The sequence below is a fragment of the Ruficoccus amylovorans genome, from assembly GCF_014230085.1.
GTDB lineage: Bacteria > Verrucomicrobiota > Verrucomicrobiia > Opitutales > Cerasicoccaceae > Ruficoccus > Ruficoccus amylovorans.
The window spans coordinates 36360-58821 of sequence record NZ_JACHVB010000060.1 but is presented as its reverse complement, the minus strand read 5'-3'; the positions used below and the strand labels follow the sequence as shown (position 1 = coordinate 58821).

At 60.4% G+C, this 22462-nt stretch carries 12 protein-coding genes; 9 read left to right on the top strand and 3 right to left on the bottom strand.

The window, feature by feature from the left end; all coding sequences use genetic code 11:
* Positions 1-34 precede the first annotated feature (34 nt).
* On the bottom strand, positions 35-922 hold the full coding sequence (locus H5P28_RS17170) for an AraC family transcriptional regulator (protein ID WP_185676919.1): 888 nt from the start codon (positions 920-922) through the stop codon (positions 35-37).
* 269 nt (positions 923-1191) lie between these two features.
* On the opposite strand from H5P28_RS17170, the gene H5P28_RS17165 reads away from it, so the two are divergent.
* From H5P28_RS17165 to H5P28_RS17150, 4 genes are all read left to right on the top strand, one after another.
* Positions 1192-4020 carry a heparinase II/III family protein gene (locus tag H5P28_RS17165; RefSeq protein ID WP_185676918.1) on the top strand — a complete coding sequence of 943 codons (2829 nt, stop codon included), beginning with the start codon at positions 1192-1194 and terminating at the stop codon, positions 4018-4020.
* Between the two features lie 24 nt (positions 4021-4044).
* Positions 4045-6564: a sodium:solute symporter family transporter gene (locus tag H5P28_RS17160; protein ID WP_185676917.1), complete on the top strand. Its 2520-nt coding sequence runs from the start codon at positions 4045-4047 to the stop codon at positions 6562-6564.
* Positions 6565-6616: 52 nt separating this feature from the next.
* Entirely contained in the window at positions 6617-8677 is a 2061-nt protein-coding gene (locus tag H5P28_RS17155; protein WP_221773469.1) for an alpha-L-rhamnosidase-related protein, read from the top strand.
* 144 nt (positions 8678-8821) lie between these two features.
* Complete coding sequence (locus H5P28_RS17150; protein ID WP_185676916.1) at positions 8822-9127, top strand: hypothetical protein; 306 nt, start codon at positions 8822-8824, stop codon at positions 9125-9127.
* A 91-nt stretch (positions 9128-9218) separates the two neighbouring features.
* Here H5P28_RS17150 and H5P28_RS17145 read toward each other — a convergent pair whose 3' ends face one another.
* Positions 9219-10511: a carbohydrate porin gene (locus H5P28_RS17145; RefSeq protein ID WP_185676915.1), complete on the bottom strand. Its 1293-nt coding sequence runs from the start codon at positions 10509-10511 to the stop codon at positions 9219-9221.
* A 997-nt stretch (positions 10512-11508) separates the two neighbouring features.
* Positions 11509-13635 (bottom strand): sialate O-acetylesterase, encoded by a 2127-nt coding sequence (locus H5P28_RS17140; RefSeq protein ID WP_185676914.1) that lies wholly within the window; start codon positions 13633-13635, stop codon positions 11509-11511.
* 435 nt (positions 13636-14070) lie between these two features.
* Between H5P28_RS17140 and H5P28_RS17135 the strand changes: the two genes are divergently transcribed.
* The 5 genes from H5P28_RS17135 to H5P28_RS17115 all read left to right on the top strand — a co-directional run bounded on the left by H5P28_RS17135 (position 14071) and on the right by H5P28_RS17115 (position 22446).
* Entirely contained in the window at positions 14071-14799 is a 729-nt protein-coding gene (locus tag H5P28_RS17135) for a LamG-like jellyroll fold domain-containing protein (protein WP_185676913.1), read from the top strand.
* A gap of 38 nt (positions 14800-14837) precedes the next feature.
* Positions 14838-17948 carry an FG-GAP-like repeat-containing protein gene (locus H5P28_RS17130; RefSeq protein ID WP_185676912.1) on the top strand — a complete coding sequence of 1037 codons (3111 nt, stop codon included), beginning with the start codon at positions 14838-14840 and terminating at the stop codon, positions 17946-17948.
* A 90-nt stretch (positions 17949-18038) separates the two neighbouring features.
* Positions 18039-19064 (top strand): dihydrodipicolinate synthase family protein, encoded by a 1026-nt coding sequence (locus H5P28_RS17125; RefSeq protein ID WP_185676911.1) that lies wholly within the window; start codon positions 18039-18041, stop codon positions 19062-19064.
* Positions 19065-19114: 50 nt separating this feature from the next.
* The gene (locus tag H5P28_RS17120; protein ID WP_185676910.1) at positions 19115-20695 is read left to right on the top strand and encodes an autotransporter-associated beta strand repeat-containing protein; all 1581 of its coding nucleotides are present in this window, start codon (positions 19115-19117) and stop codon (positions 20693-20695) included.
* A gap of 38 nt (positions 20696-20733) precedes the next feature.
* A complete protein-coding gene (locus H5P28_RS17115; RefSeq protein WP_185676909.1) occupies positions 20734-22446 on the top strand; it encodes an arylsulfatase in 1713 nt (570 codons plus the stop codon).
* Positions 22447-22462 lie beyond the last annotated feature (16 nt).

Sequence of the window (22462 nt, the reverse complement as noted above, 5' to 3'; positions counted from 1 at the left end):
CGCCGGGCTGGTATTTTCTGCCTCGACGAACGCGTTATTCCGGATTGGTGAGAAAACCGTCCTTGATGATGCGCCTAGCTTTTTTTGTTTTCGACTTTTTGGTCTTTATTCCTTCTGTGCCTTGGAAGTTCAGGTGATAGCCGCTGGTTCGACGCCAGGCCGTGGGCGTGAGTTTATTGCTGGTCTTAAAAATCCGGTGAAAGTCCACCAGACTGGCAAACCCGCTCAGCAGGGCGATCTGGTCCAGAGTGAGATCCGTATTGGTCAGCAGACGTTTAGCCTCGATTAAACGAAGGCGCGTAAAAGCCTCGTGCGGTGACTCATTGCGGACACCGCGAAAATGCCGCCGCAGTTGGCTGCTGGAGATGCCGACGTGGGCCGCCACTTCATTCACGCTGGGATTGGCGCGCAGGTGTTCGCGGTAAAAGTTCTCCGCCTTCAGCACGCGGTTAGCCTCAATGGTGTCGAGCCGGATCTGGCGGTCGAACTTCATGTCCGCGGTCAGAATCAGCGACAGTTGGGCGACCGCCTTGAGCGAAGCCAGATAGAGGCGGTCCGTTTGCTCATCGTAGTAGTGGCGAAGTTCGAGAGCCAGCGATTCGATGAGGGCGGCCTCCTCGTCGGTAATGCTTTTGCGGATAAACAGCTTGTTCCCGACGAGTTGCTTCAGAATGTCGGGCACATCCGCGAACTGGAACACGGCCCGGTGGCTGCGGGTGCCTTTTGGAATCCAGTGGTAAATCTCCTGCGGTCGAAGCAGCCAGAGGGAACGCTCGTGAAAACTCGTCGAAAACTCGTTCTCAAAAACGGGGCGGCATTCTCCCCGAAAAGAGATAAAGAACTCCCAGTTATAGCGACAGGAAGGTAAGTCGGGAAACGTGCTGAAATCACGAATATCGCAGGAAAGGTATCTGAGAATCATGCCGAGTCACCTGTTTCGAGCGCCCTGATCAATCGCAGCCGGGCGAGTGCTGTTGCGTGAGTTTGGTTTATCCGCCGCCGGAAATACATACTGAAAACACCGGTCAAGAGCAACGCTCGGATGCTCAGTATAAATATAACAGAAATGAGCATGGCAAGTCTTTTAACATTGTGAGCCAATCCTGCCTCGGCCTTATCCTTGGTGTGAGTTGGCAGAAGGTCCTGCTCTGCTTCCAGTCTTGGAAAATACTTACTATTACCCATCCGAATATGAAGTCTCTATTATCGTTGTTGTCTGCCTGTTTAGTGTTTCTCGCGGTTGCCGGGGAGCTTCATGCGCAAACTCAAGGCCCGCTGTTTTTCAATCCCGGGCATGTGCGGGAAACGCTCACCAAACCCGAGGTAAAGCCATACTGGGATCAGGTGCTCCAAACCGCTGAGCGGATCAATACCCCCGGGGACAGCCTGTATCTTGACCCGGAAAAGATGGGGGTCGTCCCGCTCGACCACAAAGGCTTCCAATTGGCCGGTCGGGCGAATCTTCCCCAGTTGTGGAACCTCGGTCTGGCCTGGCAGATGACGCGTGACCGCCGCTTTGGCGAGCAGGGTGCCGAGGTGATCGTGGCTTTCGCGAAGGCTTTCCCTTATGGCACGCCCGCCTCTCAGGGGTTGTCCGGCAAACGCGGCGACATTATCTTCTTCCTCGCGCTGGGTCTGGAGTTCTTTGGCGATAGCATGACCTCCGAGCAGTTTGAGACCGTCGCCCAGACTACGGCGGAGTACTGCGATGAAATGGTGGCTGAAGCGGTCGGCGACAAGGGGCCGGACTACTCCTTTTCGGACCCCAACCTGAACCTTCACATCAATCCCGATCTCGTCTTCCGTAACTCGCCTGCGTGGCGTAATGTAGCCCTGTTCGTGCCCTGGCATAACTTCAGCGGCGTGACGATGGGGCCGGTCGGTCTTGCCTCGCTGACCCTGCGCGAGCGCTTTCCGGAGCGCTCCCAAAACTGGCAGAAACAGGCACGCTGGGTACTGGAGCAATGGCTCTCAAACGGCATCGGCCCCGATGGCGCGTACAAGGAGGCGCAGGCGTATTTCTTCTACGGTTTCGACCGTTCCGTTCCATTCCTTCGGGCAATTGATACGCTGGGGCTGGAACAGATTGACTTCGGGAACCTGCCCGAGTTTCCGACCTTCTGGGCGGATATGCTTGTGCCCGGCGAGCCGTATGTCGAGGACCGCAACGATGATAACTTCGGACGCTCCGACGTCAATATGCTCGCGCTTTCCAGCATCATAGACAGCCCGCTGGCCAAGTGGCTTTACGAAAACACGAGCGAGAAAAACAACCTCCCGCAGATCGTTATCTACGGTGCCGATTACTCGCCCGAGCCGCAATCGCCGCAAGAGGCGGGCGTGCCCGAGAGTATTCTCTTTTCTGACCGCGGGCTGACGGTTTCCCGCTCGGGTTGGGACATCCTGGACTCGATGTTCTCGTTGGAGGCCGGACCGTATTTTCACGTGACGCACAGCCAGAGTGACAAGGGGCACTATAACTTCTATTCGCTCGGGCGTCGCTGGGCAGTGGACTCCAGCTACGGCCGCCAAACTACGGTCGATCACAACCTCATCCTGATCGACGGCCAGGGGCAGGCTCCCGGTCATAACACGGACGGTACGTCGGCCCGGATCGTTCGCTTCGAGGCACGCCCGGAATACACCTGGGTGGTGGCTGACATGCTCGATGCCTATACCCAGACGCTCAGTGGCCAGCCCGGTCCCTCGCCGGAAGTGGCCCTGCGCTATGGCGTGTACGTCCGGGAAAATAAAGACCGCCCGGCCTACGTTGTCATGTTCGACCAGATTCGGCAGGATAATGATCAGCACAAATACACCTACCTGCTGCATACCGACGGGCGTTTTCAGCCTGAGGTCACGGACTTTGGCGCCCTGCTAAATCCGCGCGATCCGAGTAATGCCTACGTCATGACAAAGCGCGGGATGGCCGGTTCGGCCACAGCGGATATCCATGTCCCGGAGGCAGGAGACTACGATCTGTACGCGATGTGCGTCTGCCTGGACGGGGCCAACTCGTTCAAGATGTCCGTCAACGGCGGGAAGGTTTTTGACTGGCACTTCCGGGCCATGCCAGTTGTACGTTGGGAGCAGGTGAAAAATCCCGATTCGACCACGGGGAGCTTTTCTCTGGACGCCGGTTCCAATGCGGTAAAGGTCGGCGGGCGCGAGCCGGGGACGCGTCTTTACGCGCTGGCTCTGATTAAGGCCGGTGAAGACATTGCGCAACTCAGCCCCGCCAATGGCGGTCAGTCCTTCGCGCCGTCGTTCCGCCTGGTGCCGCCGATGGAGCTCTACGCTCCGACAACGCGGGTCGCGACGTCCGTTAAATCGGCGGGCAAGGCCACCGCGTCCGTCGAGGTGCCGCAGGCGGGTGATTACGCGCTGTTCCTCAAGGTCAAGATTGGCGACCCCCTGCGCGGCGGCGATACCAATTCTTTCGTCGTGAGCGTCAACGGTTCCCCGGCGACCGACTGGAATTTCGCTGGCCGGGCATTCCCAACCTGGCAACGTGTTCCGGGTGTATTCAGCTTGAATGAGGGTACGAACAACATCCAGATCGGCGGACGCGAGCCCGGCTCGGAACTCTACGCGACGGCGTTGCTTCCGGTCGCTGAGGTTGACGCGGCCTCCGAAAACGGTTTCGGTGCCGGGGCGGGTGCCCTGATTGTGGATGCCGCTGCCATGACGCTGGAAGCGCCCATGACAGCCACTACGCAGGGGGCCATGCTTCCCGAGGTCAACGCGCGATTTTTCATCGAGGCGGACGGTCAGCGCGCCGACACGCAGCTAAGCCGACACTACGAAAACATGATGCTCAGTTTTGACTTCTGGGCGAAAGATCCGCGTTTTGTAACGGGAATTCTTCCTTCGCTCAAGGATGGCCCGCAGGGCACAATGAGCGTCACCACGGAGGGAGACCGCAAGCGCGTGGAGATCACCTATGGCGCAGTCAAGGATGTCATCACCTGGAGAGTCGGAGACCTCGACGGGATCGAAGTTGCGCTGGATAACAAGTAGCCTCTCCGGTAACTTCACCCACACATGCCACTTTCAGGGAACTCTCTCAATGGCGTCGTTCGCTGGTTCTTGCTAGGGCTGTGCGTGGCCTCGTTGTGCTGCGCCTCCGCAGAGGCCGGAGACCAGCAGAGCCTGCAGGTCACGGGCACCGATCTCAGGCTGCCCGGCCCGGCGGGAGCCGGAGCGTTCTTTTGCGGCGACGGGGGCACGCTGTGGTTTGGCGGTGAGCTTGCGGACGAGCGGGCGCGACAGTCGGAGATATATGTGTGGCGTGTTGACGGAGTATGGGAACGGCTCGATGCACAGGCACCTGCGTATGCCGCGAGCGCGGCTTCGGGTGATTCGCTTTTCATTCTGGGCGGCTTGGAGAATGGGCAAACTAGCCGTGAATGCCGCCGTCTGACCTGGCAGACCGGGCGCGTGGAGATCACGGCGTTGCCCTCATTACCGGAGGCGCGGGCCTATGCGAGCGCGGTCGTCCACGACGGCTATCTGTACCTGGTGGGCGGCAGTGCCACGCTCGAGGGACTAGCGCCTTCGGACGCGGTGTTTCGGCTAAACCTTGCGCAACGTGCGGCGGGCTGGGAACGCCTTCCGCCTATGCCGATGGGCGGGCGTTTACTTCCTGAGGTCGGCAGTCGATTTGGCGAGTTGATTGTTTTCGGTGGTATCGGCGAGGGGGCGGAGGGCTTGCGCATTTGCGGTGAAGGAGCCGGGTGGCGCGAGTTTCCGGTCGATTCGACGGACCATCGTGGCTGGCGTGAACTGTCCCCCATGTTAGTTCCTCTGGCTGGGAGCGGGGTCGCGGGGCTTGGGCAAAGTCACCTGGTTGTGCTCGGCGGTTTCAACTCCGCTGAAGCTTTCTCCTCGCTGGATGAATTACTGACGAGGGCCGCAGGCAAACAAGAGGCATTTATTTATCATTCGGTGACAGACACCTGGATTACGGCTACCGGTGTGGCGCAGCCCTTGCGGCGTGTCGGTGTGGCGGACCGGAACGGTGATTACCTGGCGGCGGACTTGGATACGGCAGAGATATATTCCGTCTCGGGACTGCGGGTGGTTAAAAGCCTGTCCGGGTGGGATTACGGTGTTTTGGTCGCTTACCTGATGGGGGTCGTATGGGTGGGCCTGAGCTTTTCCCGCAAGCAAAACAGCAGCGAGGAATTTGCCCTCGGCAGTCGCAACGTCTCCGGCGTGGCGGCGGGTATCAGCATGTTTGCCACGGCCTCCAGTAGCATCAGTTTTATGGCGATTCCGGCGCAGGCCTTTGTGGGAAACCTGGTCTGGTTTTTCCTGGTTTTGCTGCTGATCCCCGGCTATTTTCTGCAGGCCTATTTGTTTTTTCCCCTGCTGAGGAAGTTGAGGCTGACCTCGACCTACGAATTCTTGGAGCTGCGGTTCCATCCGGCACTGCGCTACGTGGCCAGTGCGCAGTGCATCCTGTTTCAGCTTCTGGGGCGAATGAGTGTGGTGCTGCTGCTGCCTTCGCTGGCTATCTCTGCCGTCACGGGATTGAACGTCTATCTGTGCGTCGCCCTGCTGGGGTTGGTCACCACACTTTACTCGACACTGGGCGGTTTCGAGGCAGTTATCTGGACCGATGTTATTCAGGGCTGCCTGATGGTGGGCGGAGCGGCTGTTATGGTGGTGTTGGGGATTTGCAGTCTGCCGGGAGGGTTTTCTGAATTCGTCACTGTATCCGCGCAGTATGACAAATTTGACCTGTTCTATTTGAAGTGGGACTACACGCTGCCGATTCTCTGGATAGGGATTCTGAGCTGGCTCTTTCAGCAGGCTTCGTTTCTGGGAGACCAGCCGGTGGTGCAGCGTGTGTTTTCGGTCCGTCTGGCGGATGTGCGCAAGTTGGCCAAAACCTATGCCTTTTTCGGGATTCTCATTTCGCTGCTGGTGCATGGAGTCGGGCTCGTTGCCTTCGCCTATTTCCGGAGCAGGCCGCAGGAGCTGGACCCGCTGATGGATAACGACCAGATCGTCCCGCTGTTCATCATCCAGCGGCTTCCGGTAGGGCTGGCGGGGCTGATTATTGCGGCGCTTTTCGCCGCCTCCATGTCCACGCTGTCCAGCAGTATGAACTCGGTGGCGACCATCGTGGTCGAGGACTGGTTTCGCAAATTCCGGCCCGGTATCAGCGACCGCGCCCGCTTGATAAGCCTGAAAGTGCTGTCGGTTTTTGTCGGGCTGTTTGGCACAGGGGCGGCGCTCTATATGGCCGGGATGGAGATCACTTCCATGTTCAAGATCTGGAACGAGATCATCGCGCTGCTGGGCGGGGGCATTGGAGGGATATACATCCTGGGGCTTTTTACCCGACGTGGCAACTGGGTCGGGGCAATCATCGGCGTGTGTCTGTCGATCGTGTGTACGCTCTGGGTCAGGACCTATACGGATCTGCATTGGTCCTTTTTCATTCTGGTGGCGCTGCTGACGTGTTTTGTTTCCGGCTATGTATTCAGTTTATTGATACAAACCAGAAAGGTGAATCTGAAGGGCTTGACCGTGTTTGATACGGCTGGAACTTGATGCGCCTGGTCGCGCGCACGTCTAGATTTGTTAAAAAAAACTTGTTTATCTTATGCAGACTGAGATGACGAATGTTGCGCCTGAAGTTGACGTGAAGCGGAAAAACGGGCACGAGCGGTTGCCTGTCCACTGCCAGCCGTCCGGGCTGATGTGTGATCTGCTGGCGTTTCCGGGGCTGGCTGAGCTGGCTACGACTCGACCGACGTTCGGGTGGATCGTCAACGCAGGGCTGCCGGGGCCCTCTCAGGAAGCGTATGAATTGCTGGTCATGGACGCCTCTGGCAGTCGCGTTGCCTGGGTGTCCGGTCCGGTCTCCTCGGCGCAATCGGTGGGCGTTTCGTACGAGGGGAGAGCGCTCAAGCCCGGCGGGAGCTATCGGTGGCGGGTGCGCACTTGGGCCGCTCGCGATGGCTTGCCGAGCCTTTGGTCAGAGGAACAGTGTTTTCGCATCAGCCCGTCGGCACAGACTCCCGTTGCCGAAGCTGTCAGCCACTATCCGCTTCAGATCGAAGCGGTTTCGCCCGTGCTTGTCAGACGTATTGAGGGGCAAGGTTGCTTTATCGACTTCGGGCGGCAGGCATTTGGCTGGCTGGAACTGGAGCTGGAATGCGTGGCGGAGGCGAGCTTGCTGGTCAGGGTCGGTGAAGCTTGCCGAGGGGGTGCTGTGGACCGAAACCCGCCCGGCAATGTTCGCTATAAGGAAGTCAACCTGTCGGTAACGCCCGGCCGCCGGATCGTCCGTGTGGAGACTTCGCCCGAAGCGCAGAACACCGGCCCCAAGGCGATCAAGCTCGATGACGCGTTGGGTGTTGTCTTGCCATTTCGGTACGTGCAGATCGAGGGGGGCGCCCACGCGGTGACACTCGTCGCCGCTACGCAAAAGCGCGTGCAGTACGTGTTCGACGATAAGGCCGCCGATTTTAGTTCGTCGTCCCGGGAGCTCGACCGGGTGTGGGAGCTTTGCAAATACACGGTGCAGGCGACTTCTTATTGTGGCTACTACGTGGATGGTGACCGTGAGCGCATTCCGTACGAAGCGGACGCCTACATCAACCAGTGCGCCCACTATGCGCTGGACCGGGAATATTCGCTCGCGAGGCGCACACATGAGTATTTGCTCAAGCGCCCGACCTGGCCGACGGAGTGGAAGCAGCACTCTATCCTGATCGCGTGGACCGATTACGAGGCCACGGGCGATGACCGGCTCCTGCGGCGACACTATGAAACGCTCAAGCGTGAAAAGCTGTTGCTGATCCATGCGCGCGAGGATGGCCTGCTCGAAACCGGCCACCTCAGTCGCGGCGTTCCCGGGGGTGATGACGCGGGGGACATTGTGGATTGGCCGCCGGTGGAGCGGGATGACTACGACTTTGTCGAGGTCAACACCGTGGTCAACGCCTTGCACTACCGTACGCTGCTGATCATGGCGCGGATCGCCGGTGTTTTGGGATTGGATGAGGATCAGGCGATGTATGCGGCAAAAGCCGGGCGTGTGCATGCGGCCTTCAATGCGCATTTGTTCGATGAAATCGCTGGCGCCTACATGGACGGGGAGGGAAGCGCGCACAGCTCTCTGCACGCGAATATATTTCCTTTGGCCTGCGGGCTTGTTCCTGCGGAGCGAAGCGGGCGAGTTGTCGATTTCATCAAAAGCCGTGGCATTACCTGCTCCGTCTATGCTGTGTATTACATGCTTGAGGGGTTGTTTGAAGCACGTGAAGCGGACTATGCGATAACACTGATGGCGGGGAGGGGGCTGCGCAGTTGGCAGCATATGCTGGAGCGCGGAGCCACCCTGACCTGGGAGGCGTGGGACGAGAGCTTGAAGCCAAATCTGGATTGGAACCATGCCTGGGCAACGGCGCCGGCCACCATGATTGCCCGGTATGTGCTCGGGGTACGTCCGCTCGAAGTCGGTTACGGTCAAGTGCTGATCGACCCCCAGTTGGGCGCTCTGAACCGGATCGTGGGAACGGTGCCGACGGTGCGTGGTCCGATTAAGGTAAAGGCGTGGAAAGAGGCCGGACGTGTTCATTGTGAGGCCAAGGTTCCGGCCAATGTGCGGGCGGAGTTTGGTCGCGAGGTTTCTGCCGCTCGTTTATCCATCCGGTAACAGGAGGGACGGCGTCAACCGCTTCGTGCTCATCCAGATTCCCGACCCGGAGCTGCCTCCGCATTCGCTGGCCGAGTTGCAGCACGCGCAGTTGAACCACGGCTATGCCGGTGATGACAATATGCGGAGGCGATTGTCCAGCGTATGCCTGAGTTCGTCGATGCCTCCAAGGCTCCATCCGGCAGCTACACCATGATCAACCTGAGCAATCAGGACGTGGCGGTGAAGCTTAATGAGGAGAATTTCCTGCTCAAAAGCCGTAGTGCCAAAAACATCGAACCGCAGGGAGAAAAGCGTTACGATTCGCTCAGTGTGGCCACTGGTGACGCACAGGACTTCACGATTGTCTCAGATGTGAACCTGCCCCGCCCCAAGTCCTCCCGCTACCTGGTTTTCGTCCAGGATGAGTCTGAGGAAGGCGGCGTCGGTCTCGACGTGGTTTCTTTCTGAATCAGGCCACGTCGAGCGTCTTTGGGATGGCCATTTGACAAGCAAATGTTGAGCTTCCCGGCCTGCGGTTGATGCTGGATGTGCTGGTGATTTAGAAGCTGATGACGTTGCGGATACCGGCGATGTAGACCGGCGATCGGCTGCCGTTGCCGTTGGGATTCACGACGACCTGGAAGTCGGGCTGCAGCGTGAACCACGGAGTGAGGCGTGCCTTGTAGGTCAGTTCGACCGTGAACTCATTACCGCTGGGGTCGGTGCCGGTGGTAGGCGTCGAGTTCGAGTAGTCGTCGGTCAGCCAGGCGGCGATAAAGCCGAGACCGGCTTCGTCGAACGGGCGCGAGGCAAACGGGCCGATGGCGCGCAGCAGCGCCGTCATTTCGTAGTGATAGACGTTCACGTTCTGCTTGGGAGCATAGCTGAAAGAAAGTGAGGCGTCCAGGTGGCGCTCACCGTCTTCATCGAACTTGTAGATGGTCTTGCCCACATTGACGTAAAAGAGCGTGTTACCCTGGCTGGTGTTGGGGGAATTAACTTCGACGAACGAGCCGAAGTTGTGGTGGATACCGGCTTTGACGTAGCCCGGCATATCCGCGGGGGTAGCTCCGAAGTTATAGCCGATCTCGCCGGCAACCGCGACCGGGCCATCCGTGTTGAAATCCGTCCCGATGTTATCGAAGTTGATCGCGTTGTTGTTGTTGGTGTTGAAGACACCGGCCTTGACGTAAGTGCCCTCAAGCTGGCTGTCTTCGAAGGGGCGCAGAGTGATGATGGCTCCGAGTTGCTGAGCCGGGTCAAAGGGCAGCCCGGCGGCGAAGAGCAGGTTGGGGATGTAGGCCAACTCATCGTTCATAAACGTTCCGCCGTAGGGCTGGGCCCCGAAGGCGCCGACGCCATCGACCTTACCGATGCGGTAGGTCAGCATGTTGTCGAAGAGGGTTTGCTCCAGCCATATCTGGGCGAAGCGGGTGGTATTGACCCCCTCGATTGAGCTGGGGTTGGTCAAGACGCCGAAGTGGGAGCGGTTGTAATTGCTGCCAAACTGCGAGACGCCGCCGACGGAGAACTTGGCATTTGTGAACCCGATCAGTTTGTCCAGATCGAGGTTCATCGTGCCGCGGACGCGGTTGAATACCGTTCCACCGCCGGAGAGCGCGCCGGAGATGTCATCGTAATAATCCAGGATATTGGTAAACTCGAAGCTGACCCCATAGTCGGCCAGTTCGGTACGGACACCGCCCCAGTCTCCGGTCAGGTACTCCTGTGTCCAGAAACTTTGGTCGGCTGAGGCGGGTTCGGGGATTGGAGTTGGGGCTTCCGGATCCTCGGCATACACATTGGCTGCGCACAGGGCGAGACAGGTGAAGGGTAGGGTGAATCTTTTCATACGTGGGGTGGGTTGAGTGGGGTTACGAGTGGTAGGAGAACGGAGGGCTTTTCAAAGTAGAATGTACCAGATTTCAGGAGCGCACGTACCAGCTGCGTTGCCGAAGGGGATCAATGCTGCCGTTTCTGTGTACTCGGCGAGGTATCCATCCATCGACTTGAGGTAGTTCGGGGTGCGAAAAAGGGGTGGGATAGTTACTATACGTAATTGAATTTATTTTAATTGCAAGTCTTTGCTTAGAAGTTGCTTATGTAATTTTATGACCTTGTGTATTCCAAGCTTACGCTTGATTTCGATTATATATCTGGGAAAACACGGCATTCAAAAGCATTCAAGTTGGGTTTCGCAACTAAACCCAAGGCATTGACCTTTGAACTCCAATGGCCCTGAGGGCGGTATCAGATTTTTTCTGTCTATGGGTGGGGCCCGTTTGCGTGTCATGGACCTCGTCTCGAAGTCTGATTATCAGCCTCAATAATTGGCCATCACAGTATGTCCTGTGTTATGACCGTGTGCTTTGTCGGAATGTGTCATGCTCTGGACATGCTCGATACTCCGGGAAGTGTGGATGTTGTTATAAAGCACAGAGAGTCCGGAGATGATCTCGACCGGGCATCGCCTTCCAGGCTTTCAAAGTGGATTTTTGTCTTTTGCTTTTCGGCGGTGGCCTTTGCGTCATCCAAGCGACAGCAATCGTTGATGTTGGCCTCTGTGACGCTTGTGTTCATCGGGGCGGAAAGTTTTGCTTTGTCCAGGGCCAGAACATTCACCAGCTCGTCAATCTCACGGTTCTTGGCCCGAACTTGATAATCGCTCAGGTAGTCGCGGAATGTGCGGCTTGCATCGATCTTTCCGGTATCCTTCTCCGTTATATGACTGTCTATCTCGAAAGGAATGGAGTCTCCACCTCCGTCGCTGCCACTGCTGAGTTCTTTGTAGTGTTGGAGGAGGGGCGCATACTGCTGGTGACCGAACAGATGTGTTGTTCCCGTGCAGTCTAACGCTGGCCGTCGAAACCGTAACGAGTTTCTTCGCTGATTCTGCCCTGGGTATCGGTGCGAAAGGCGATGGCGGGGAAGCCCTCCGCGTTGTAGAGATTGCCCGAAGGGTTGTCGGCCCAGGAGTAGCGAACGTGCTGTGGAGCTTCCACCGTGTCGGACCAGACGACGACGGAGTCACCATCGATCCGGGCCTGTGCCCAGCTCCATTGGCCGTCGGCACCGCACACGGCGAAGCCCTCCAGCTCGCTGCCGGGGCTGTTGAGGATGAGCGGCAGGGATTCGTTTTTCAGGGTGCGGACGGGGTAGGTCGCCGCGAGGGGGTAGGCGACCAGACCGTCGCCCGTATGGCTGAACTTGACGCGAATGGAGTTGCCCTCCAGCACGGCTGACTCGAATTGCGGCCCTTGGGAAACGGTACCTTGTCCGTAGGTGTTGCTCAGTGCCAGAGCGGCGAGCCGTTCACCGGCGACTCGTTTGTTGCGCGGGTGGATGTCGGAGGCTTCACCGGCGTCGCTGAGGACGGCCATGCCGGTCTCGGGCAGGGCGAGCGCGGCTGCCTGGGCTTCGCGCAGTTCGGCCCACTGGCTGTTGCCGGGAGTTGTCGTCTTTTTGGAAAACGCGGCCAGTTGGCAGAAGTAGAAGGCAAGCTCGTCTTGCCCCCAGCGCTCGCGCCAGTCGCTGATCAGCAGTTGGAAGGCGTGGGTGTACTCGGCGGCGCGGCTGAGGTTTGACTCCCCCTGGTACCAGATGATGCCGCGAATCCCGTAGGGGATGAGGGGGGCGATGAAGGTGTTGTAAAGCACGCCGGGGGCGTTGTTGGGCAGGAGGGGCTTGAGCGGCTTCGGGGCCTCGGCCAGGACGGCCTCGGGGAGGGTGGGGTAGCGCAGCTCTTCGGCGAATTGCCACTGGCCGATGAAGTTGTGCGGGTCCTCGCCGATGCGCATCCGGTCGGATATCTGGTGGATCATGGCGGGATACACCGGGCAGTAAATGCGCAGCGCGAGCGTATGCTGGCCGGCGCTCATGAGCCGGGCCGGGATGGTGTGAATGGGGATGCCGGGCTTGTCGCGGAAGGAGGTCTCGCCGACTTTTTCGCCATCCCAGTACAGTTCCTGATAGCCGTAGCCGGTCTGGATGGCGATGGGCCAGGGCTTACCGGCATTTTCCGGTGTGAGGGTCACCTCCTTGCGCAGCCAGCCCACTCCCGCTGCCGGGAAACGAAAGCCCGGTACATTGACGTCCGCCCATGCGGGGGCCGAAGCTGAAGCCGCAGGGGGAGTGGCGAAGCGCTCAAGCTCTGTCGGAGCAGGGCATTCGCGCTGGTTGGCGCGCAGCCAGGCCCCGTACTCGGTGGCAAAGTCGCTCACGAGTTGATCGGTGTGCGTATAGGCGTTGATGGCGCGCTGGCTGCCCTCGGCCAGTACGGGGTCGGCGCTCATCGTCTCGGTGCTCAGCCACGCTTCGATCGGGGTGCCGCCGACGGAGGCGTTGATGATACCGACCGGGGTTTTCAGGCCCCGTTCAAGTGCCTGGCCAAAGTACCACCCGACGGCGGAAAACTTGCCAACGCTGGCCGGGCTTGCCACTACCCACGACCCGTGGCAATCCTCGCCCGGCGTTGGCTGGAGAGAATTGCGGACGTGGAACTCGCGCAGGTGCGGATTGGTGGAGGCGGAGATTTCGCCAGGCGTTATGTCGCTGCGTTCAAGCTCGAACGCCATGTTGGACTGACCCGAGGCGAGCCAGACCTCTCCGATCAGGACATCCTTGACGGTGACGGAGGGCCCGCCCTCGGCCTCCACGCGCATCTCCTGCGGTGAGCTGTCGGCCTGCGATAAGTCGAGCCAGGCTGTCCAGCGGCCATCCGGGCCCGTCGTGGTGGTGACTGCGGTATTGCCCATTGTGACGCTGACCCTCTGCCCAGGTTCGGCCCATCCCCAGACCGGCGTTTTTCTGGAGCGCTGGATGACCATATGGTCAGAAAAAGGGCCCGGTAGTCGCAGGTTGTCTGCTTGGGAGTAGAGCGTTGACAACGTGGCAACCACTGCGAGGAGCAGCGCCTTGCCTGCTGGGCAGGGACGGGCGGGCGTAGGGATGCCAGGGGCTTGGGTCGCGGTTTTCATTTGGGGTGGTGATGGGGGTGATGTTTTGATAATGGTTTCATTTGTTATTTTCGGACTTGAGGTCAAGTGATTAACGTCTGGCGACGCATAAGCTTCTGGCTTTCGGGGGTGCGCGTAAAAATGGTGGTAAGGCGATTGCAGATGATTGATATTTTGATGAGCTTGTATTCTTAATGAGATGTTAAAGAGTAGGTTGTGGTTTATTTTGGATCTGGGTTTATCGTCGTTTTAGGGTTTCTATTGGCGTGGATTGGTGAGCTTAGGTTGGATCAAGGCGCTTGGCATGCTGCTTGGGTTTCGCGCTTTGTTAAAGGAAATCGCTGTGAAAAATAAGCGTTGACAGTTTTTAAATGATTATGGTTTCATAAAGTCAGTTGAGCGAAAACCCCATGCGCACTGTGCGCTTTTAACATGATGAATGCCCCTTTTTGTTTTTTGAGTAAGTTGTCTTTGGCGGGTCTGTTTTTACTGCAAGCTGTGGTTGCTGGCGCGGCTGAGCCTTACGCGAGTTGGAAGCTGGATGGCTCTTATGCAGCCGGTGGTTCCCAGCCGTTACGGATGGGGCCGGTGGGGACGCCGTCTTTCGATGATGCCGGGGTGTCGGGGAAGTGCGTGCGTCTCGACAATGCCGCGAGCGGGCAGGGCATGCGGGTCGTGCTCGGTGAGTTCCGTACTGCGACGGACCTGACTTTTACCGCCTGGGTGCGCTTTACCACGCAGGAGGGTGGTTTTTCCGACACGGCCCCGCATAACATCGTGCGCTTCTGGGGGAAGACGCCGGAGGGGCAGGCCGCCGTGCTGGACCTGCGGGTCCGGGATGGTGTCATGGATGTTTACTACACGAACCCGGCCCGCAACCTCCAGGCGGGAAACCTGGCGGTGCCGGTGGGGCAGTGGGTCTTTGTCGCGGTCGTCGTCGAGGGTGATAGCCTGAGTATTGTACTTAACGATGCGCGCAGGAGCTTTCCGATCGCCGGGCCACAGTCCTATGAGACAATGACGGTGGGCACGGTTGCGCAAGGTTCTCGCCGCGGGGTCAATGGTTGGATGGACGAGGTCAGCCTCTACGACGAAGCGCTCAGCCCCGAAGAGTTGGGCCTCCTTTACCGGCAGGGTCGGGAGGCGTTGGCGAATGGGGCGGGGGCCGCCGGTGGCGGACGTTGAATCATGGCGCAGTCAATTTTTACCGAACGTATGCCCTTATGTTTATCACCAGCCGAACGCTTTTTCTCCTGATAGCGCTGAGCGCGTCGATGCTCGCAACTGCCTTGCGGGCGGATGACGGGAATTTGCTCTCGGGCGACGGACTGGCCGCCCCCTATGGCTGGCGCACGGAACCGGGCGAACTGTGGACGGTGAGCGGCCCGGGCGCGCTTGAAGTGAATTTGGAGGCCCGCCTGTCCGGCACCAGCTCCAACGGCGCGAAGCGGGCAATGCGTACGGTACGCCTGCCCCGCGAGCGCAACGGCGGCTTGTGGCGCTTGAGCGGATGGATGCGCGTCGAGGGCGGGAACCACCAGCGCGACGCCATGCTGACGATAGCCTTGCAGGGCGGGGCGGGTATCCGCGAAAGCGTGCGCGAGTTTAACCCGCACTCGGAGTGGACTTATTTTGAAAAACGGCTGCGCCTGCCAGACGGTATGGCCGAAGTGATCGTGCACATCAACTATGGCGGCCGCACGGGGATTGGTCGGGTGAAGGAACTTCGGCTCGTGCCGGATGAGCTGGTGCCGGAGGATTTTTCGGTTGAGGTAGCGGGTGAGGCGGTTGAGCCGTGGCGGGTAGAGGATCGTGCCTACCGCCTGCGCGGCGTGATCGATACGGATGAGGCAGATGCTCCGGTCTGGGCCGATTTTGACTTTCAACGACTGCTCCTGATGGCGGGTTGTCGTGAGCCGGTCGATCCGTCGAGTGTGGTTGTGTTGGCCATTGATGCCGATGGCGGGCAGGTCGCCTGTCCGGTCGCCTTCGACCAGCCAATCGGGACGCTCGCGGATCGCTACCTGCGTAACGGCACGCTCAAGTGGCGCTCCGCTCCCGGTGCGGTTGTGTATGAAATCTACTTCAACGCCGCCGGGCCGGAGGGGCCGCGTCCGCTCGCGCTGGAGCGGATGCTGGGCGTGGGCGAGTTGCTTACTTACAATGATGAGCAGGTGGTTCCGCTGTGGGCGGGGTGGCCCGGCGTCGCCATCGACCCGGTGGACGCCGACGGTAACGGCGTGCAGGACTTGATGGTCAGCAGCACAGACGGCGGGCGCTTCATCGCCCGCAATATCGGCACGATGACGGAGCCGGTCTTTATCCCGCGCATGCGTGAACTTCCCACGGACGACCTGCCCGCCTCCGGGCTGATGCAGCAAGTCTCCGGCGACTGGGATGGCAGCGGAAACACCTCCGTGCTGGCGGTGCGCAAGAAGCCCGCCGGGGGCTACACGGACGGGGTGACGGCGACGGTTGATTTGCGTGTGCCGGGCAAGGCAGTGCAGACGCTGAGTACCCCGGATGGTCATCCCGTGGTCATTGACGACGCGACGTGGACGCACCTCGGGCTGGCGGATTTTAACGGAAACGGGTTGCCGGATCTCGTCGTGGGCTCGGCCCGCGATGACCTGCTCATCCTGCTCAACCGCTCCGATCTCGGGGCGGGCGTGGTCGAGCCATTCTATGTCCCGTTCGACATCTTTATGGAGCGCCCTCAGGGCTCCGGGGACATGGGGCTCAAGCCGACGGTGACGGACTGGAATGGCGATGGTCGTCCTGACCTGCTGGTTACGGCGTGGTCGGGTGCCTGCTGGCTGTTTACCAACGAGACCGGTGAGGGTGGCGTGTTGCGTTTTTCGTCGCCGCAGGTTTTGACGCAAAAGGGCGGGCCGCTGGTCGCGGCGGACAGCCCGGTGGTGTGGGTGACTGACTTTGACGGCGATGGCGTGGCCGATTTGCTCATGGGCGATGTCAACGGACGGTTGTTGTTCTTCCGCAATACCGGGACGCCGGAGCAGCCGCGTTGGCAGGCGCCGGTCGCGGTCACGACGGAGAGCGGCGACCCGATTTTGCTGACGGCGCGTTCGGTCGGGGCGGAGCACCCGGTGCAGGGTCCGGCGGAATGGAACTGGGGCTACCTCTCCGGCGCGGCTTGGGATCTGACCGGCAATGGCCAGGCGGACCTGATCGTGAACGACAGCCTGGGGCGCTTGGGGTGGTTTGAGAATTTCGGGGAAACGGGCGAGCCCGTTTTCGCGGACGAGTTGCAGGCGTTCACCTACCAGGGGCAGGAGGTCACCACCCCTTGGCGCAATGCGCCCGGCGTCTATGACTGGACCGGTGACGGCTATCCCGAACTGCTCGTGCTCAATGCCGAGGGCAACCTCGTCATGCTGCACCTTTCCAAAGAAAAACCCGGTGCGGTGACGCGCATCGAGCCCATGCTGGATGCCGGAGGCAAGCCGGTGAAGATCAACGCGCGGACCAAACCGGCGGGCGTCAGCGGGCGCTCGAACATCACGGTTGGAGACATCGACGGCGACGGTAAGGCGGACATCCTGGTCGGGTTTTCCAGTTACTACGAGGGCGGGGGCGCGTTCTTGCTGGGGAAAAATGTGGGCGAGGCGAATGCGCCGCGTTTTGAGGTCTCACCGATGCGTACCGGTGGTGGGCGCATGGCGGAGTGGACCGGATCGGACGGCCACGACCAGTGGCACAACGGCGGTCCCTGTCTGGTGGACTGGAACGGCGACGGTAAGCCCGACCTTTTCCACGGCGTCGAGTCGGGGCGTGTGGCCTACTATGCGAATGACTATCTTAACCGCCGCACGTTTCCGATTTTTACGGCGGAGGAATTCGCCGCCCGCGCCGAGGATGGCGAAGCGGTTGCGCTGCTGAATTTCGGCCAACTCCCGGCGGGGGAACTTCCGGTGCGTGTCGAGGATGCGAAGCTGCCGCTGCAATGGCTGCCGGTGGAGACGCTGCTGCAAAAGGGGCGCAAGGGGCCACGGTATGTGCGCTTCACATCGCCGAAACCGGGCGAGCCGGTGAGTGGCGAGGTGCGGATCGAAGTGGACGCCGGAACGGGCGGCGTGGCCACGGTCAAATTTTACCTCAACGGCGAATACCTCGCGACCGAGAGCCTGCCGCCGTACGTGGCGTTCGGAGACGACTCCACCTGGGATTCGCGGACGGTGCCGGACGGACTCTACGAGCTGGCTGCTGTGGCGACCTACATCGACGGGCAGACGGCCACGGCCAAAGTCGCGCTCGAAGTCTCCAACGGCACACCCGTAAAAAAATCTGCCGGAGCGGGGAGCCTCCAGCCCTGAACAACCCGCCGCGAAGCCTTCAGATCGTTAACCATTTGCTGAAAATAAACCCGCCCTCCCGCTCCAGCGGCGGCGACAGAAAAGACTGATATGCCGAACCAATCAAATGACTCACCCGGGCCAGTCCGCGCCTGTGCCCGGCAACGCCTGCCTGGCGGGAACTGGCCGGTCGTGCTGACGCCTTTCACCGCCGCAGGCGAGGTGGATTGGACGGCCTACCGTGCGCTGCTCCGTTTTTACCTGGATAGCGGCGTGGCCGGACTGTTCGCGGTTTGCCACTCCAGCGAGATGGACTACCTGAGCGAGCCGGAGATACTCCGGCTGGTGAAGGAGGCGGTGGAACTGGCCGCAGGGCGGGTGCCGGTGGTCGCTTCGTTGGGTAAGTGCGATTCGCTCACGGCCTATGAGGAGCGGGCCCGGCGGGTGGCGGCGCTCGGTGTGGATGTCGTTGTCTTTACCTGTTCGACACTGGTGTCTGAGGATGAATCGGATGATGTGCTGGCCGAGCGCACGCTGGCCACGGCCGAGGTGCTGCCGGTACCGGTTGGGCTCTACGAGGCTCCGTTGCCTTACCACCGTTTGATCGGGGACGAGGCATTCGCGCGTCTGGCGCATAGTGGTCAGGTGACGTTTTTCAAGGACACTTGCTGCGACGCCGAGCGCGTGGCCCGGCGCGTCCTCCTGAGTGAAGGGACGCCGCTGGCGATTTTCAACGCGCACATGCCCTCGCTGCTTTCGACGCTGGAGCGTGGCGTCGCGGGGTACTGCGGGATCGGCTCGAACTTCTTCCCCGAGCTTTACTCGTGGCTATGCGCGGGGTACGCGGCAGACCCGGTGCGGGCTCAGCGGGTGCTGGACTTTATTATGAGCCATGAGCCCTCACTGATCGAGGGCGATGCTTACCCGTCCACCGCCAAGCATTACCTCGCGCTGCGCGGCGTTCCGCTGGGACTGCATGCACGCAAACATTGCGCCGACGTTCTCGCGCCGGGGCTGAAGGAGCGGCAGCTACCCTCGGTTCGGGAACTGGAGACGTTCATGCGCGAGCTCGGGCCTGTACCCGGTGTTGTCGCGACCCCCATGCGCGAGGAGCCGGTCGAGCTGCCATCCTCCTGACGTATCACTCTGCGTTCTCGTATTTTTTACACCTCAAACTCCTACCAGCTATGAAGAAAAAGTTATCCCTTGCTCTCGCCCTTTCCGCCGGGCTGGCGCTCGTGACCCAGGCGGAAACCTACACGTTCATCAAGACGGCGAACACCAACTGGCTCACCTCTAATAACGGCAACTGGGACCCCGATGGCGTCCCCGGCGCGGGTGACACGGTGATGACCAGTGCCACCACGACGACGGCTTACAACATCAACCTCGTCAGCGAAGTCACCACGATCGAGAACCTGATCGTCGATCCGGCCTGGAAAATCACCGCGACCAAAAACGGTGAAATCAGCGCCAAGACTTTTAATGTCACCGACACTTTTACCAAAAGCGGCTCGGGGGACATGATCTTTACCAGCGGCTCCGGTACGTTGGCGTTGAACATTGACACGGTTGTTTTCAACAGTGCCGCGCTTGCTTCGGGTGCGAGCCAGAACTCGGTCTTTTTTGGCTACAACCAGTCGGATGCGCAGGCGCTGTCGTCGCTGAACATTAGCAACGGGCTGACGCTCCACGGCAGTGGAGCGGGGCTTGGGAACAGCTCCGTCTTCCTGAACGTCGAGGGCGAAACCAACCTCGGCGAGCTTACCTACGACGGTGTGACCACCGGCTATAACCAGTTCGTCTATCTGATTGCGTCGATGGGAGGGGAGGCCAAGGACCGCACCATCAATGTCAAGGGGATCAACACCGCGAGCATCGGTCAGATGCGTGCGTCGGCCTTTGCGCCGACCTCCGGCACAAACACGGCGACGCTGGTTATCGACACGGACGCTGGTAAGACCTACTCCGCTTACCTGCAGGCGGCCGACGGCGTCGGCGGGGTCATGAAGCTGGTCAAGCGCGGCGAAGGCACGCAGGTTCTCACTTTCCACAGCAGCACCTACTCCGGAGGTACCGAAGTGCAGGGCGGCCTGCTCAATGCGGTGGTCAGCGCCACCTCGGGCAACACCCCGCTGGGCAGCGGCGATGTCCTGCTGACCGGAGGCAACCTGCAAGTCAACATCCGCAATGGCGAAGACCTCATCACGAACAAGGTCATTACGCGCAGCGCAGACTCCTACTACGGGCTGATCCGCGCGGCGGGCCAGTCGTTTGCCGGTTATTCGCTGACCTCCGACCTTACCGGCGGGATCGCAACCACCGCGGAGTTGATTGACGGCACGGCCTCGGCCACGCGCAATATCAAGGGCTCGTTCCGGAGCGCTTCGGACCCGCAACTGCTCAGCGACATTCTGACTCTCACGGGCTCGGGGGCGGACACGTTTGTGCTTCAGTTCATCATCAACGGTGCCGGGACGGATAATTTCCTGGTGTACTGGAACGGGACTTCCTGGGTCAAGGCGGTCTCCGTCACGGGCGGGACACCCACTTTTGTCGAGGGTGCCTACGACCCCGGTGAACACTACGCGCTGGGAACCTATGGCGTCGATTCCGAGACTGGCGAAGTCTGGGCCGTGATCGACTATGACGGCGAGTTCGCCGTGTCCGCCATCCCCGAGGCCGCGTCCGCCTGGATACTGGGAAGCCTCGCCGTGCTGGCGGTGCTTGTTTACCGTCGCCGGATGACGGCGACTGGCCGGAACTGATCCCTCGTCCGCCCGTATTAACCTTGATGCCTGTTCCCATGTCGCTGATCTTCCGCACCGTTTCCCTGGCGCTTCCCTTCTTCCTCTGGACGGACGGGAGGCCGCGCCGGGGGCGGTTTCGGAAGGGGCGGGCTGCCGCTCCGGACAAGGTGAGTGGCTGCTTCCGGGGCACGGGTATGCTGTGGCTGCTCGTGCTGGCAATCGGGGTGACGACGGCGCAGCAGGTCTGCGCGCTGACTCCGGCCCGTGAGGAACCGGCGTTGCCAAGCTTCCTCGTCATTCTGGTCGATGATATGGGCTTTTCGGACGCGGGGTGCTATGGCGGTGAGATTTCTACTCCAGCGATCGATGGGCTCGCCGACGAGGGGGTGCGCTTCACGCAGTTTTATTCCAACGGACGTTGCTGGCCCTCGCGGGCGACCCTGATGAGCGGCTACTATGCGCAGGAAATCCGCAGCGATCCCCCGCAGGGGAATATCCCGTCCTGGGCCCGCCTGCTGCCGCACTATCTCAAGCCATTGGGCTATCGTAGCTACCATGCCGGTAAATGGCACGTGATCGGAGCGCCGGACCCGGTCGATGATGGAGGCTTTGACCTGTCGTACAACCTCGGACCTCCCAAGCGGACCGCTCCTCCTGTGAAGGGCGACCAGACGCACATCTCGGCTCCCGTTGCCGATGCCGCCATCGGTTTTCTCAAGGAGCATGAGCGCGAACATCCCGCCGATCCTTTTTTTCTCTACCTGTGTTTCACCGCTCCGCACCATCCGCTGCACGCGTCCGAGGAGGACATCACCCCGTACAGGGGACGGTATGACGCGGGCTGGGATGTGTTGCGGACGGAACGCCTGCAAGCTTTGCGGGCGCTCGGGATCGCAGACAATGACTTGCCGCCGCTGGAGCCGGACACCTTCCCGGCGTGGAATATGTCGGAGGAAGAGCTTTTGGATGAATACGGCCCCGGCGAGGTTGCCCGTGCTGTGCCGTGGGAATCATTGACGGCGGAACAACGAGACTTCCAGGCGCGTAAGATGGAGATCTACGCGGGCATGATTACCCGGATGGACCACGAGATCGACCGCGTGCTGGAGCAGGTGCGCGCCATGGGAGCGGAGGAAAACACCGTGGTGATCTTTGCTTCGGACAACGGCTCCAGCGCCGAGCTTCGCCTGCCGGTGCCGCACGACAAGAACCGCAGGATGGGGGCTCCGGGCACATTCCTGTGCCTGGGACCGGGTTGGGCCAGCGCCTCGAATACGCCCTTCCGTCTGCACAAGTCTTTCGTCCATGAGGGCGGGGTAGCCACGCCGCTCATTGTCCGCTGGCCAGCGGGGTTAAAGGCCCGGGGCGGACTGCGAAATACGCCGGGCCATCTGGTCGATCTGCTGCCGACAATCCTTGAGATCGCCGGTGCCGAGCCCATTCCGGAATGGAATGGCCTGCTCGCTCCGGCCCTGCCGGGGCAAAGCCTGTTGCCGGTGCTGGAGAATGACTCCGGCGATGCGCAGCGGGAGATATACTTTCATCATATGGACAATCGCGCCCTCCGCGTTGGCGACTGGAAGCTGGTCGCAAGGGGAGCGGGCAGCCCGTGGGAACTCTACCACCTGAAGACCGACCGGGGCGAGCAACATGACCTGGCCGGAACCGAGCCGGAAAAGCTGCACGAACTGGCGGCCCTCTGGCAAAAACACGAAGACGATTATCTCGCGCAGGCTCGCCAGTCCGTGCCCGCACTTCAGAAACCCTAGCGCTTTCTCGACACAC

Coding starts and splice junctions, on each gene's coding strand:
- H5P28_RS17170 (WP_185676919.1), bottom strand. CDS start 922: ATGATTCTCAGATACCTTTCCTGCGATATTCGTGATTTCAGCACGTTT.
- H5P28_RS17165 (WP_185676918.1), top strand. CDS start 1,192: ATGAAGTCTCTATTATCGTTGTTGTCTGCCTGTTTAGTGTTTCTCGCG.
- H5P28_RS17160 (WP_185676917.1), top strand. CDS start 4,045: ATGCCACTTTCAGGGAACTCTCTCAATGGCGTCGTTCGCTGGTTCTTG.
- H5P28_RS17155 (WP_221773469.1), top strand. CDS start 6,617: ATGCAGACTGAGATGACGAATGTTGCGCCTGAAGTTGACGTGAAGCGG.
- H5P28_RS17150 (WP_185676916.1), top strand. CDS start 8,822: ATGCCTGAGTTCGTCGATGCCTCCAAGGCTCCATCCGGCAGCTACACC.
- H5P28_RS17145 (WP_185676915.1), bottom strand. CDS start 10,511: ATGAAAAGATTCACCCTACCCTTCACCTGTCTCGCCCTGTGCGCAGCC.
- H5P28_RS17140 (WP_185676914.1), bottom strand. CDS start 13,635: ATGAAAACCGCGACCCAAGCCCCTGGCATCCCTACGCCCGCCCGTCCC.
- H5P28_RS17130 (WP_185676912.1), top strand. CDS start 14,838: ATGTTTATCACCAGCCGAACGCTTTTTCTCCTGATAGCGCTGAGCGCG.
- H5P28_RS17125 (WP_185676911.1), top strand. CDS start 18,039: ATGCCGAACCAATCAAATGACTCACCCGGGCCAGTCCGCGCCTGTGCC.
- H5P28_RS17120 (WP_185676910.1), top strand. CDS start 19,115: ATGAAGAAAAAGTTATCCCTTGCTCTCGCCCTTTCCGCCGGGCTGGCG.
- H5P28_RS17115 (WP_185676909.1), top strand. CDS start 20,734: ATGTCGCTGATCTTCCGCACCGTTTCCCTGGCGCTTCCCTTCTTCCTC.